This is a genomic window from Anatilimnocola aggregata, from assembly GCF_007747655.1.
In the GTDB taxonomy this organism is placed as follows: domain Bacteria; phylum Planctomycetota; class Planctomycetia; order Pirellulales; family Pirellulaceae; genus Anatilimnocola; species Anatilimnocola aggregata.
The window spans coordinates 5,397,774-5,412,715 of sequence record NZ_CP036274.1 but is presented as its reverse complement, the minus strand read 5'-3'; the positions used below and the strand labels follow the sequence as shown (position 1 = coordinate 5,412,715).

The window sequence follows — 14,942 nt, the reverse complement described above, 5'->3', positions numbered from 1 at the left end:
TCGCATGTGCAAAAACATCCAATTACTGAATGATGACTTCCTGCAAGATCCATATCGCGACTATGCCCACGTGCGCGAAGAATGCCCTGTCTACTGGCATGAAGCAACTGCCTATTGGTGGTTGACACGCTACGACGATGTCCATTTCGCCCTACGGCAACCCCAATTCAAGTCAGCACGATTGCACGCCTTGTTCGACGGCATTGCCCCGGAGCGCTTGTCGCGATTCACTCCGTTGACTCGGTTACTGGAGTCACGCTTGCTCCTGACCGACGGCGCGAATCACCAGCGCTTGCGCTCGTTGATTAGCACCGCGTTTGCTCCCCGACACATGGACTTGATACGGCCGGTAATCAGGCAGGTGATCGAAGACCTGCTGGGGGAAATGCAGGGACGAACCAGCGTGGAATTCATTCGCGAGTTCGCCGATCCACTACCTTCGCGCGTGATTACGCGCATTCTGGGACTGCCAGCCGAACACTACGAGCAGTTCAAGTCCTGGACCAACGACATCTATCAGTTTATGGGAGTAAGTCCGGTCGATCGGACGACGCGAGCCGAGATCGCTAGTACTGCCGCAGTAGAGATTGAGCGCTATCTCGATCGGCAACTCGACGACTGCGCCGTCGGTGGTGGACCCAATCTACTGAGTGTGCTTAAGTCCGCGAGCGAGGCGGGTGAGCGACTCTCGCGCACTGAAATAATTGCAAACGTTGTGGGACTGTTGAACGCAGGACACGAGACGACAACCAATTTGCTGGGCAATGGTATGTACTTGTTGCTCACCCATGCCGAGCAAGCGCAGCTGCTGTCGCACGATCGATCCCTCTGGCCGTCGTTTGTCGAGGAGGTGCTGCGCTACGAGAGTCCGGTTCAAATCATTGCCAGGCAACTGTCGGAAGCAACCGAGATGCACGGCGTGCCCCTCCCCGCGGGAGCGAATGTGCTCTTGTTCTTAGGTGCCGCAAACCGCGACCCCAGGCTGTTCTGGCAAGCCAATCAGTTTGACATTCAGCGGCAGGGAGCGCGACACCTGGCTTTTGGCTTCGGCCCCCACTTTTGCATTGGTGCTGCACTGGCAAGAATGATTACCGTGGAAGCTTTCGCTTGCCTTAGCAAGGTGTGGCGCTCGCCGCGGCTGGCTGTCACTCCTCGCTGGAGGTCGTATCCTGTTTTTCGTGGTCTAGTGGATCTGCAGTTGCATGTAACCTGGCAATAGGACTACGCGCGGCAAGTCGGACACGTCTAACCGGCTAATTTGCTCCGCTTTCGCGGAATAAATCGGGAAACTTTGCCTGGTATTCCTTCCTCAGGCGAGACCATTCTGGCAGCGGCATCTGTACGAGCGAACCTGTGTTATCGAGTTGCCGCAGAGAGTAAAGCTGGCCCATGGCAACAGCCTCGCTGTGATTCATTTCCAGCGGCGCAAACTTCCAATGCACAACCTGGTTAGATTTCCCCGCGACGTAAGCGTCGTGACCAGCGCCGGGCGAGAATAGTTTGCCGCTGAAGGGAAGTCGGTTCGAGAGGGGCAGCCCAGTGCGTGCTTCGTAGGCTGCTGTTTGCTCGTTCAATGCCGAAACTAACAGAATGCGACTGTTGGTCGTAAATCGCAAGCTGACGATCGACTGCTGAAACGCGATGGGTGGTGTTAGCGGCTTGCCGGTCGTGGCGTCCCACACGCGAGCAACTCCATCTTCGCCCCCCGTGGCCAGCAGCGTGCCATCGGGACTATAGGCGAGGTAGCGCGCGCCCCAATGAATGCGAGGATGTTCGAGCGGCGGAAATCGCAGTTTGCCGGTCGTCGTATCCCAGACGCACACCTGGCTGTTTCGCCCCGAGCTGACTGCATTCCGTCCATCGGGACTGAAGCACAAGTGTTCGACATCTGCTCCATGCTGGCACGGAGGGACGATCTCTTTCCAAGTTTCGACATCGCGCAGAAAGACGTTGCCGCCGTTGGCACTCAAGGCCCGCTTTGTTTTGCCGTGCAGCACCATCGTGCGCGATTCCAGCGAACCGAGGGGACGATCCACAATCAATTCGAGTGTAGAACTGTCGTAAGACTTTACCGTCGAGCCGCCACAAATCTGAAACTGCTGGCCATTTTCCAAATAGTTGATCACCGAGGCAAACACGTTGTGCAGCGGAGTGGCCTGCCAGGCACCTTGTTCGGAGCGATTCCAGACCTGTACTACCGCTCGCAGCGTACTTGGATCAGGGGGAGACACCGTGATGATCTGTTGACCGTCGGGACGCACCGCGAGCAACTCCACCGTCCCGCACTTGAGTTCCTGGGGGAGCAGTTTACTTGTGGGCAGATCGAAGAAATGCATGACCTGATGGCTGCAGGCAAGTGCGATCGTTTCGCCATCAGCGAACAACTCGCTCGTCACGATGGAAGCCGGTGTCGCAACGCGACTGATCGGCAATTGCGGCGAACTCAGGTTCCACACCCGCGCGGTTCCATCCAGACTCGCAGTCAGAATCTGTTTGCCGTCGGCGCTGAACTCTGCGGTCGCGATCGAACCTCCGTGCTGAAAAACGGCCGATGTAGGCCGTCGTTCGCGCAGCGAGTAGGTATAGGCCTGGCCTGCTTGATCGGCTAACAGGACTTCTTCACTGCCGGGGCGATAGGAGACATGCGTGACGTCGGCCGTGAGCGTGATCGGACTACCTTCTGGCTTGCCGGTATAGGTCACATAGACCTGAGCAAAGTTATTGCAGCCCACAATGAATCGCGAACCATCGTCCTTAAAGTCAATGGTCATCGGCCCGAGACCATTGCCAATCGGCACGACTTGAATCGTCGGAAATAGGTCCTTGCCAGTTACCACGTCGAACAACCGAATCCCGCCCCAGCGAAATCCCATTAGCATCGACTGGCCGTCAGGGCTGAGCTGCGCGGTGTTGGGGTCGCCACCAGTAACGATGGGCGGTGTCAGCAACTCGCCGCTCGCCGTCTCATGAACTCGCAGCCCATCCGCACCCCGGATGGCAGTGAAAAAGCGCTTGCCATCTCCGCTGAAGGCCGCAAGGCGAACCTGACCAGCTGCATCGGCCGATTCGATCAGCGGCTCCATCAACGGCGCGCCACTACGAGTATCGAATAATCGAGCCTGATTGCCACCGCTCCCGGTGAGCAGGCTCTTACCATCGCGGTCGATGGCAACTGCCAGCACCCAACCCTTATGTTTCAGCTCTGGCGAAATTGGCAGGCCGGTAGCCGCATCCCAGGTGCGGGCCACCCCCGTGACGTCACCTGTGGCGACGATGGTACCGTCGCCACTGACGGCAACACATTCCACGGCGTCGTTGTGCTTCATGGGGGCACCAATGGCTTCGCCAGTTTGCGCGTTCCAAACCTGGGCAATCCCATCGGCACCGATGGTGACGAATTGCTGGTCGCCGGGCAGAAACTTGGCCGCTTTGACTTGCTTCTGATGCGCGACTACCACCGGTACCCGGCTCATCGCCCCCTGCAATTGCCCCAGCCGAATGCGATGATACTCGAGCTTGGCTGATTCATATGCGGCAGCGTCCGATGTTGAAGCTTCGCGCGCGGCGGCTTCTGCCGCTTCAGCATCCAGGCGATATGCTTCAGCTTGGAAGAGCCAGGCCGCTCCCAGGTCGCCACTGCGAGCACTTTCCCAGCCGCGATTTACATAAATACCGACGAGCCGTTCGCGATTCACACGCTCGCGCTCCTGCGCGAGTGCCGTGGCTGCCTTTGCCCGCTCAGCTTCGCGCTCCTGTTCTTTCCGCCGAGTTTCGGCCAGCTTTTCAGCATCGCGTGCTTTGGTGGCACTCGTGCGCGCAGCGGCCGCGCTGAGCGTGGCCGCATAGCCAAAGTAAGATGAGATGGCTGTACCGAGCAATAGCGAAACCGCCACCACAGCCAGCAGCGAAGCGATGACCGGATTGCGCGAACACCAGCGACGGCCTCGTTCGAGTCGGGAAATGGGTCGGGCGAGAATCGGCTCACGGCGCAGGTAGCGCGCCAGTTCATCGGCGAAATCGTTGGCAGACGTATAGCGGCGGGCCGGCGCTTTCTCCAGGCACTTGAGACAGATCGTATCGAGGTCGGGCGAAATGCCGCGGACCAGGCGACTCGGAGCCACCGGCTCGGCATTCACCACTTCGTGCAGCATGTCGACGAGCGTAGCGGCCTGAAACGGTGTGCGGCCAGCCAACGTGCGATACAACACGGCCCCCAGCGAGTAGACATCGCTCGCCGGACAAATGGCACTGGCTTCGCCGCGCGCCTGTTCGGGCGGCATGTAGCTGGGGGTTCCCAATACTTGTCCGGTCGTTGTCAATTCTTGGTCGGCATGCAACGACTTTGCGAGACCAAAGTCGGTAATGCGCGGCGCACCGGCGCGATCGATCAGAATGTTGGCGGGCTTCAAGTCGCGGTGAATGATGCCACGCTCGTGCGCATAGCCCACGGCCCGGGCTGTTTGCTCAAGCAATCGCACTGCGTGGTCGATATCGGGAGGATCATTCGCGAGCAGGCCGTCGAGACTACCACCTTCGACGAGCCCCATCGAAAAAAACAGCCGGCCGCGATCTTCGCCAACTTCAAACACTGGTACAATGCCGGCATGTTCCAACTTGGCTGCTGCTTCTGCTTCTGCCCGAAAGCGCCGCAGCTCTTCATTGTCGGCCAATTCGCCGGAGCGAATCATTTTCAAAGCGACGAGCCGGTTCAAACTGATTTGCCGGGCTTTGTAGACGACCCCCATGCCACCTTGGCCCAACAGTTCGAGCAGTTCGTAGCCACCTAAACTGGCAGGTGTTTCAGCAGTCGGGGCCGTCGCTCGCGGGCGCGTGTCGGCTTGCCTCTTGGCGTAGGTCTTGGTGACCGAAGGGCCGGCAATGACTTCGTCGATGATGGTTTGGAAGTTGGGAAAGTGGGGGTGATAATCGGCACCGACGACTGTTTCGCCCGCGCGCTCACGATAATCGACCTCCAATTCCAAAAGATGCCGAAAGAGTTGATCCGCGCCGGACTCGTTCCACCCTGCCAGGTATTCGCTCAAGCTGGGGCGCTGGCCCGACTTCCATTCCGATTCGAAGTGGTCGCAACGTTCATCGAGGTTCCAGCGCAAGAGGGTTTGCAGGTCGGCCATGAAACAATGACTCGCGAGCGCGCAACTCGTGCGCGGGAATTGTGGCAGGAACGAGTTCCGCTGGATTATCGAGCCAGCGCGCGTCCCACGCAAGTTGTTTGCTGGTGCGCTTTGAAAGGACGTGCATCATCCCGCAGCAGTCAGTTCTTTGCCCCAGGCATCGCGAATCAGCGAGAATTTGCGTTCCACGGTGCGAATCGATATCCCCAGTTTCTCGGCGATTTCCTCATTGGCGAAACCTTCTAAACGCAACGTAGCAATATCGCGCTGGACATCGTCGCGCAGCAGGCTGAAGAGCCGAGTCTGTTGTTCGTCGATCACGGCCAAAAATTCTGGCGTTGGAGTGGCGGAGAGAAATTGCTCGAAACCCTGCGGACCATCGTCCGAGGGATGGGCAAAGATGGAATCGCCCCGGACTTCCCCGCCGCCGCGTTTCTGGCTCATCTGCCGGCGAATTTGATCGACGGCTTTTTGCCCGGCAATTGCCACGAGCAGTTTCCAAAGATCGTCTCGATCGGACAATTGCTGAAAATTGCCGGCTGCAGCACCGCGACACAAGCTATCGAACACGCTAACCGCGACGTCTTCTTCGTCGGCGACGCGGCGCGAGGCAGAGCCCATTCTGCGTCCAGCCACGCCGACCAGTCGTTCGAAGTAGCGATTCCAAAGTGGCCCCGCGGCTGCCTGATCGCCTTCCTTGAGCTTGGCGATCCAGAGCGAGACCGAATGTTCGTGCGATTCGTTCACAGGTTCATCCTTCTTTCAGCGTCATTACGCCAAGACTTCGCGCAAGACGCGACCATGGACGTCGGTCAGTTTGCGATCGAAGCCGTTGTGGTACCAACTGAGCTTGTCGAAGTCCATGCCGAGCAGGTGGAGCACCGTGGCATAGAACTCCCAGACGTTCGTCACCTTCTCGACACTGCGGCGACCGAACTCGTCGGTCGCACCGTAGCTGACGCCACCTTTCACACCAGCTCCCATCATCCAGACCGTGAAGGCATCGGGATTATGATCGCGGCCGGTGGTATTGGCCTGATGGGTGGGCATGCGGCCGAACTCGGTCGTCCACAGCACGAGCGTTTCTTCCAGCATGCCACTTCGTTTGAGATCGGTAAGGAGCGCTGCTGTCGGCTGATCGAAAACCGGACAATGCCGTTCGTAGTCGGGCTTGAGCGTGCGGTGGGCATCCCAGTTCAATAGTCCGTCAACGCCGCTAGCGCGCGAGGCACAGTAGAGATTCACGAACCGCACTCCGCGCGCGAGCAATCGGCGGGCGAGCAAGCAATTGCGCGCATAGGCTGCGAGCAGTTTGTTGCTGCTATCGGTGCCATAGAGCTTGTGGGTTTGTTCCGTCTCGGAGCTTAGGTCCGCGACTTCTGGCGCGGATACTTGCATCCGCGCCGCCAACTCATAGGCAGCCATGCGGGCGTTGAGAGAACTATCGCCCGGATTGGCGGCAATGTGCTGCTCGTTGAGCAACTTGAGATAGTCGCGCGCTGCTGCTTCTTCCGCAGCACTGATATCCTTCGGTCGCTCTAGATTGCGAATGGCCAGATGCGCGGCCATCACCATCGCCTGATGCTTGGCCGGGAGAAAACCATTGCTCCAATTCGCTTTGCCGTTTGGTGGCTCGCCGCGCAGGTCCGGAAGCGCAACATACGTGGGGAGGTTGTCATTGGCACTGCCGAGGGCATAGCCCAGCCAGGCACCGGCGCTGGGAAAGCCTTCCTGCGCATGCCCCGTATTCATCAGCACGCAGCCCGGCCCATGCGTGTTCGTCTTCGATGTCATCGAGTGAATGAAGGCTATGTCGTCGACGTGCTCGGCCATGTGGGGCAGCAATGATGAAATCCGCTTGCCACTTTCGCCGCAGGGCGCGAACTCCCACGGCGGCGCCATGAGGTTGCCGTTCTTTCCCTGGAACGAAACCAGGTTCTCTTCGCCCGGCAACGGCTGCCCGCTGCGCTTGAAGAGTTCCGGCTTGAAGTCCCATAGGTCTACTTGTGACGCCGCACCGGGACAGAAGATCTGCAGCACTCGTTTGGCCTTGGCAGGGAAATGAGTCTGGCCGAGTCCCGGTTGCCAGTTCTTCGCCCCTCTCGTGGTCGCTTCAGCCGTCAGGCCGTCCCGCTGCATCAAATCGATTAGCCCCATTCCCGCCAGCGCTGCAAACGATCCGCTCAGAAACGAGCGACGTTCGTGGGATAGGCTTCTAGCCTGTCTAATTTGCATTTCGTTCTTCATGGAGAAAGCGTTTTGAATGTAGGTAAGCAACAGTCCAATCCCTTTACGGATTCAAAATAGGATCGCCTGGCCTCAGCCCCGCTTGTGCTCGCAAACGGAACGACGACCATTTCCAATCCTCTGGCCGTTTCGTCAGCCCCGCCTTGACCGGGTTTTGCTCAATGTAACTGATGATTCGAAACATCTCAGATTCGTCGCGCACCCAATGATCGAACGTTTCCGTTTGCCAATAGGGTCCGGTAGCTCCACGAACCCGATTGCACATCGTAGCTGTATAACTCTGGATGCTGTGTGAAATGATTTCTCTTGGTGTGCGCGGCGATCCATTCTTCCGAGTTTGTTCAACTGCGGAAAGCGACCACTTTTCATCTGGCCAGAACAGCCAGTGATGATGGCTGGGCATAACCACGAACGCCAGCAACGCGTAGCGAATGTTGGCAAAGTGCAAAAATGCGTTCTGTACGATTTGTGCTTGGCGATCGTCTGCCAGATGCCTTGCTGCGCTGTGGTTGTCGAGTAGGTCATCAATGAGCACAAATAGAAGTTTGAGTTTGTAATGCTTCCATTCGGTGGGCGACATTTCTTCTGGGCATGGCCGTGCTTCAAGTTCGGTTCTGTACCGCTCGATCTGCGTTAGGCCAGAAGCTGAGATGCTTCCTTCGAGACAAGCAGTGATAAAGATCGGCTTTCCGTCCACATCCCAGTGCGGCAAATGTCGCCGTCGAAAAAGTCCGTCGTGCATCAGGGGTTCTTTCTCTCGTGGGATAAGCTTTCAGCCTGTCATATCTTCTTTGCGTTATAGCTCAAATAGACATGACAGGCTGGAAGCCTATCCCACTTAATTAATGTGAATCAATTCATTCGAGTTCAGAATTGCCCGGCAAAATGCGCGCAGGCCGTGGGCTTCAATAAGTTTGATGCCGGCCGTTCGTTCTCGCTCACTCGGGCCGCGAGCGTAGGCCAGTTCAAACGCCTGATTCACCTGACTGGCGACGGGAGGTGAATCTTTTTGCAGACGTTCAGCGAGCAGCCGAGTCATCTCGTTCGAAAAACTGTGATTCATCAAGGTGAGGGCTTGCAGCGGAGTCGTGGTGCTCGCCCGGCGCGCTTCGGCAAAGGCCGGATCGGGGCAATCGAAATCGGTAAGCAAGTCGACGCGCGCGGCACGGGCGTTGTGATGATAGATGGTGCGTCGATAAGTTTCGGGGCCGTACACATCGAGCGGGACATAGGTGGCAACATTGTCCTGCTGATATTCGTAGAGGCGGAAACCCGGGCCCCCCATCGTCAAATCAAGCTTGCCAGCGAAGTGCAGCAACGTATCGCGGATTTCCTCTGCCGTGAGCCGACGTGGCGGAAATCGCCAGAGGAGTCTGCTATCGGCATCGACTTCCGCTGCAGCGGCGTGCCACTCGCCACTTTGGCGATAAGCCTGCGAGAGCATGATCTGTCGATGCAGCGGCTTGAGCTGCCAGCCTGTGCGTTGCAGTTCCGTCGCCAGCCAGTCGAGCAGTTCGGGATGCGTGGGCCGACTTCCCAAGTAACCGAAGTCGCTGGGAGTATCGACGAGCCCGGTGCCGAAATGGTACTGCCAAACTCGATTGGCCAGAACTCGCGGTGTGAGTGGATTGTCAGCAGCGGTTAGCCACTTGGCCAAGGCAAGTCGACGAGTACCTTCGTCTTGCTTGGCATCGAGTTGATAGGCAGAGGGGAGTTGCGCGAGTACCTCGAGACTGGCGGGAAGTACTTCATCTCCTTTGCGCTGTGGATTACCGCCGACAAACACATGCTGTGGAGCATTGATGGCCTTGTGAGTGCCGATCCACCAGACAGGGAGCGGGGGATACTTGGCGATCTCGGTATCGAGTGCGGCGAGATCGGCGTTAAACTTTGCGGTTTGAGCCACATCCTCTGCGGTAGTGACCAGCTTCATCAGCCGCGCCTGCTTGCGCAAGTCGGTTGGCGGTGCGCGATCGTCGCTGCTGGCAACTTGTGTCCATTCTTTGCCGTCGGCCGAAGTCTCGATTCGATAGTCCCCGACGAATACCGTCAGCGGATGATCTTCGCCCAGTGCGCGTGTTCGATCGCTGGAAAAGAAGACGCGATTGACTCGCTCTGCTTTCGATAGTGCAATTACCAACTGCTCGCCAGCAGCGAACCAACGTTCGCCGAACTTGCCATCGTTCACCAAGGCGGCGCTATAGGCACCGGCGAAGTCCTTCGCATCGCGCGAGGGGCCGGTAGCGGTTGCACCAGCGGTTGAAAGGGCCACGTTGCGCGGAGTTGGTTCATCGGTCCAGACTTCAAACTCATCGAGCCGGAATTGCGCAGGTTTGCCGTCTTTGCTGTCAGTTCCCTCCACGGTCAGGCGGATGAACTTCGCGTCTGTCGCGTCGAACCGTTCTTCCGTGCCGTAGCGACTGAGGCGTGGGCGCGTCCACATCTTGGCAGCCTCGGCTTCGCTTTGCTTCGCTCGGGCTGACAAGGCTTGCTGATGGGTGTTGCGCTCGGCGACCAGCTTCGTTCTTTCCGTTTGCAACGGCTGCAGTTTGGTGACTCGCTCTTGCCGCGCCGAAGCAGAGGCCACTTCGCGCGGACCATGCACCGTGCCGGCAAAGGTAGCATACAGAGCGTAATAGTCCTTCGCCTTGAGCGGATCGAATTTATGATCGTGGCAGCGGGCACAGCCAACGGAAAGACCCAGGAAGGCTTCGGAAGTGGCACGAATCATCTCGTCCATTTGATCGGCACGAATCTGAGCCGCCTGCACTGCATCTTGATTGCCAACATCGTCGTAGGGACCAGCTACCAAAAAGGCTGAGCCGATTTCGACCTCAGGCTGGTCCTTGCCAATGACATCACCGGCCAGATGCTCCAGTATCAGGCGGTCGAACGGTTTATCTTCGTTGAACGAACGAATGATGTAATCGCGAAACGGCCAAAGGTTGGTGATGATCTCGTTGCGCTCATAGCCGCGACTCTCGCCAAAGCGAATGACGTCGAGCCAATGTCGCCCCCAACGCTCGCCATATTGCAGCCGCGCAAGCAAGCGGTCGATGAGGCGCTCGACCGCGGCATCGGGCAGGCCGCCCTGCGGATTTGCTGCAGTTTCGGCACATTCTCGTGCGAATGAAGTAACTTCCGCGGGAGTCGGCGGTAGTCCGAGCAGATCGAACGTCGCGCGGCGAATGAAAGTGCGCGCATCGGCTGGCTTGTTCGGCGTGAGACCGCGTTCCTGGAGCTTGTGAGCAAGGAACGCATCGATCGGATTAACACGCCACGCAGGCGAAGAATTCAGTACTTCCGGTGGCGAGACCTTAGCGATGGGCTGAAACGACCAGAAGCTGCCGTCGGCCTTGGCCTTTTCCTTGAGCACCAACTTTTCGGGCCAGGCCGCACCAGCAGCGATCCATTCCTTGAGAGCAATGGCTTCTTTCTCGGTGAGCGTTTCCCCTTTCTCGGGCATTTCAGGTGGCTGGCCATTCGCGGGAATCGAGCGCGCGTAAAGCGGACTGTCCGTGGGCTTGCCCGGAATCAAAGCTGGTCCACTATCACCGCCGCGCAGCATTCCCTCGCGCGTCGTCAGATCAAAATTCCCCTTGAGATTATCGGCGCGATGACAGGAGACACACTTGGCCGCCAGAACTGGACCAATCGAATTGGTGAATTGAGTGAGTTGTGCCTGCTGCGTCACCTCTGCCGCACGCACGATGAGTCCCATCGTGACGAACAGCAGCGTGCCGCCGAGGAGACTGAGAAGGATTCGAGGAAAGTGGAGAGTCCGTCGCATGATCGCCCAGCCGTATTGCGCAATAGCCTGCCGTTACTATTTTGGTACTACCGCTTCGCCGACCAGTGCCTGAATCTGGCTGACTGCTTCGTCGACCATCCGCTGGCCGGCATCGGCAGCCAGAAAGCTGCACTCGGTCGCGCCGTAGCCACCTTCCTTCACCGCTTGCACGGTAGGAATGTAAACGACAAACGGAGTTCCTCGTCCATGATAAGCCAGGCCCAGGATGAATGTGTTGGCGACCGGCGACTTCGCCGTTAAATCCAACTGATGCTGAATGAACGGCTCGCCAGGGATTGCCACCAAGGCGAGATCGCCATTGATTACGACCGTGAGCAGACCTACATCGGTGGTGGCGTTGCCGCTGCGGTGTGGGATGGTGAGCAGGCTTTCCTTGGCTTGAATTCGTGGAGGCTTGGCGCTGGCTGTGGACTTCAACTCGGCCGCAACGTGAAGTGCGCCCTTGGCGAGCGAGATGCCCGCCTGCCGCGCAATGTTAAAGCGATTCTCGCCACGAAGATTGTGCAGATCATACGGATCGAGGTCTCCTTGCGCTCCTTGCAGGAACATCGCCAGGCAATCTTTGCCCAGTTGCTCTTCGAGATAGTCGACCATCGCTCCCGGAAAATCGCGCGAGACGACACCGGCCCCCATGAGGGTCACCGGATGGCAGGCGTAATGCACCGCCATCGCGCGCGGTTTGCCCGCCAGGTCTTCGATGCGGATTACACCCACCGTGGGGTCGATGGGCTGCGTCGGTCGCCGGTCGGGATTCTCCCAAAACGCGGTCACTCGTCCATCGCGAACGAGCCGCCGATTGTGTGCCATGTAAGCGCTTGTGAAGGGACCTTTGCCGGCGACGATTCGCGCGGCAAACCGATTCTGCATCGCCTGGCCAATCGCTGCGATGATCTTGGTTTCAGTTTCGGCATACCACGGATCGGCAGAGAGAGCAGGCCAATCGACGGAGTCGGCCGGTGCTTTGCCACTGCGGGTCCAATCGGGCGCTGCGGGGGGCTTGATGATGAGACCACGCGGAGCCATGCCGGCATGCGTATGGGTGGCAGAGAGGATGACATGATCGATACCCCACTTGGCCTTCGCTTCGGCAATGACTTTGTGTGATGAAAAGACGATCAAATCGACGGAGACAATGGCGAGTGAGATCTTTTCGTCTTTTAGCACGAGCACGCGGGCAAAGAGGGGATCGCGGAGATTCAGCCGTTGACCAACCAAATTGACGGCAGTCTCTTCGGCAGGCGTGATCTCGACTTTGGCGGTCCCAGCTGAGAACGTTGGCGCGTCGGCAGCGACTGCCAAGCTGCCTGAGACCAGCACGATTGAAATTACAAAAACGGTAACAACGAAGTTGTTCTTCATCGAACTCTCAATTCCGTGAATGCTAATCCCTACTTTTTCAGCTCAGCAGTGGTTTCTTGATATTGAGCCCACGCGGTTTCTTGCAACGCTTTGGCCACATCGCTGGGAATGGCTTCTGGTGCAGCGAGCCCCACCGGGCTGCGGCCAGTGAGCACGCTGTAGATTCCGCACGAGTAGAGATACGAGCCCTGCAACCCCGGGTGGGCGCGGTCCTTAGCGAACAGGCTTTCCAGTTTCTCACTCGATGGCTTTTCGCCGAAGTAACGAAAGTAAGCCTGACTGGCATCCACAATCGGTACGTTGAGTTCTTTCCCCATGGCGAAGTGCATTGTATGCAACCGCTCGAAGCCAGCAGGATAGTCACTCAGAATCGAAGCAGTTCCGAAGAGGACCGTTTGTGCTCCGGCGGCTTTGATCGCCTCGTGAAATTGGCGGGCGTACGGTTGAAAGGCGGCTGGTTGCACGTGGTAAATATCTTGCAGCATGACGAAGTCCCAGGGGCCAGCCGCGATCATGCCGCGGGCCGTGGTTGGTCCTGTGCCGGCTTCCCAGTGCGAGCGAAGGGATGCTCCACCCTTAATGCAACCCGTGACTTTGATCGGGCGAGCGCCTTTGTCTGAGGCAGCCAACTTGTCGATCAACTGACTGTTGACAATCGTCGGGCATTGGCTGTTGCCGATCATCAAGACATTGAGCGGCTTGGGTGCGGCATCACCCTCGCCCCGCGATTCAGCGGTCGTCAGTGTGGTGGCTAGCAACAGTCCAAGCACCAGTTTTAACGTGAATTTCATCAGGCGGTCCCTTACGGTTGCGATTCGAGTTCGAGCGCTTCACGAAACTTCGCCAACGATTCTTGTTCTTTGCCTTGGGCTGCATAGGCATGGCCATAGGCTCGAAGCATCTTGATTCGCCATACCGGTGCCATGCCTGGCATGTCTCCATATTGCTGCAGCGTGGCCAGTGCCTCGTCGGGCTTGACCTGGTCGGTCAGCAGGCGAGCGATGGCGATCGTGGTGTGAATCGGCAGCCAGCCGTTGGACTTGCCCGTTTTCGTCAGAAGTTGGCGATACGTAGCAAGCGCTTGCTCCTCGTTACCAAGATTATTTGCATAGTTGTCCGCCAGGTTGAGCAGCACCAGGTCTGCTGACGGATTTAGCTTGAGTGCCGATTTGAAGTCAGCTTCGGCAAGCTTGCCGTTCTTCAGAATCGAATGGGCCTGACCACGGAGATGGAGCGCGTCGCTGGCATCTTCAGCGGGCCAGGTTTCAAAGTTCTCGGTCCCAAACTGCTCGATGAGTTCCTTCCACTTCCGGTCGCGCTGGAGCACGCGCAGGCGAACCAACATCGCTGCAGGATCTGCAGTGTAGACGCGGTATTGGTCAGCAACTTTAGCCGCTGTGGAATCGCCATGATGAAAGTACACGCGATGCCTGAGCGTGAGGCTGCTTTGCGCGGGAATGGTGTAATCGCCCGAATGCGAAAGGCAAGCAGGGCAGGCTTTGCCAGCAGGAGCACAGACGACTGTTTTGTGATCGTCGTACTTCGCCTTGAAGTGATCTGTCCCGAAGCGATTGGCCGTAATCAGGCCGTACATTCGCGCGTGCCAATGCGTAGGGAAACGCAGATTCGACGGATGATCGAACATCGCAATGCCGACCGTCTTACCACTGGCATCGGGACCAACATAGTCGGCCCATTCGGCCTGCTTGCCCCAGGCGTCGGCATTTCGGTCGCCGCGGCTATTGAGAATTGACCCCTGGAACTTATTCCCTTTTTCGTCTTCCACCTTCATGCTGCCGGCAACACGCACCAGCAGCCCGCCATCGCGTTTGTCGCCAAAGAGCACGGGCTGATCGGCGGCTTGCAGTTCGAGGTCGTAGTCCATCAGGAGTTGCCAATTCTCTAACGGAAGAAATGCAAGCCGCACCTTCTCGCGCAGGACTATCTTGCCGTCCCCCAACCATTGATTCCAAAAGACCACTTCGCCAGTCTTGCCCGAAGTAATCCGTTCGATACGTTCTAACTTGATCTCTGCCGTATGCCCTGCCCGCTCTTTGCCCGGCGCCCACCAGAAGTTGAAGCCATTGACATCGCTGTGCGAAAAGCGAATCGAACGATGCCACGGATGATCCGCATCTTCCCCCGGCACATTGGCCCGCATGGGAAAGTGGCGAGTCACTGTTTCGCCGTTGGGCCCAACGACCGGATAAAGAAACGGTGCAACCCACTCCTTATGCCGCCATTCGGTGAAGAGTTGACCATCGATCGAAACGCGCAGGCGATCGTCGAGTTCGACAATCGACACTTCGGCCGCTGCGGTGCGCGTGAACACAAGTACGCAGGCGATGATGAGCGGGAGAGTGGCATTCAGCATGACACGATTCTCGGGCAGG

Annotated in this window: 9 protein-coding genes; 1 reads left to right on the top strand and 8 read right to left on the bottom strand. The window is 57.9% G+C overall.

From position 1 onward, the window contains the following. The first annotated feature begins 4 nt into the window (after positions 1 to 4). Positions 5 to 1,219, top strand: a complete 1,215-nt coding sequence (locus tag ETAA8_RS20215) for a cytochrome P450 (RefSeq protein ID WP_145092433.1) — start codon at positions 5 to 7, stop codon at positions 1,217 to 1,219. 34 nt (positions 1,220 to 1,253) lie between these two features. Here ETAA8_RS20215 and ETAA8_RS20210 read toward each other — a convergent pair whose 3' ends face one another. From ETAA8_RS20210 to ETAA8_RS20170, 8 genes are all read right to left on the bottom strand, one after another. Continuing rightward, positions 1,254 to 5,132, bottom strand: a complete 3,879-nt coding sequence (locus ETAA8_RS20210) for a WD40 repeat domain-containing serine/threonine protein kinase (protein ID WP_145092430.1) — start codon at positions 5,130 to 5,132, stop codon at positions 1,254 to 1,256. Positions 5,133 to 5,258: 126 nt separating this feature from the next. Next, on the bottom strand, positions 5,259 to 5,879 hold the full coding sequence (locus tag ETAA8_RS20205) for an ECF-type sigma factor (RefSeq protein ID WP_145092427.1): 621 nt from the start codon (positions 5,877 to 5,879) through the stop codon (positions 5,259 to 5,261). Between the two features lie 24 nt (positions 5,880 to 5,903). Beyond that, positions 5,904 to 7,367: a DUF1501 domain-containing protein gene (locus tag ETAA8_RS20200; protein ID WP_238397432.1), complete on the bottom strand. Its 1,464-nt coding sequence runs from the start codon at positions 7,365 to 7,367 to the stop codon at positions 5,904 to 5,906. 55 nt (positions 7,368 to 7,422) lie between these two features. Next, the gene (locus ETAA8_RS20195; RefSeq protein WP_145092424.1) at positions 7,423 to 8,121 is read right to left on the bottom strand and encodes a hypothetical protein; all 699 of its coding nucleotides are present in this window, start codon (positions 8,119 to 8,121) and stop codon (positions 7,423 to 7,425) included. Positions 8,122 to 8,217: 96 nt separating this feature from the next. Beyond that, positions 8,218 to 11,169 carry a DUF1553 domain-containing protein gene (locus tag ETAA8_RS34795; protein ID WP_202921127.1) on the bottom strand — a complete coding sequence of 984 codons (2,952 nt, stop codon included), beginning with the start codon at positions 11,167 to 11,169 and terminating at the stop codon, positions 8,218 to 8,220. A gap of 36 nt (positions 11,170 to 11,205) precedes the next feature. After that, the gene (locus ETAA8_RS20180; protein ID WP_145092421.1) at positions 11,206 to 12,549 is read right to left on the bottom strand and encodes a hypothetical protein; all 1,344 of its coding nucleotides are present in this window, start codon (positions 12,547 to 12,549) and stop codon (positions 11,206 to 11,208) included. Between the two features lie 29 nt (positions 12,550 to 12,578). Beyond that, positions 12,579 to 13,340 (bottom strand): SGNH/GDSL hydrolase family protein, encoded by a 762-nt coding sequence (locus ETAA8_RS20175; RefSeq protein WP_145092418.1) that lies wholly within the window; start codon positions 13,338 to 13,340, stop codon positions 12,579 to 12,581. A gap of 11 nt (positions 13,341 to 13,351) precedes the next feature. Beyond that, positions 13,352 to 14,923 (bottom strand): DUF6807 family protein, encoded by a 1,572-nt coding sequence (locus ETAA8_RS20170; RefSeq protein WP_145092414.1) that lies wholly within the window; start codon positions 14,921 to 14,923, stop codon positions 13,352 to 13,354. Between the last annotated feature and the right edge of the window lie 19 nt (positions 14,924 to 14,942).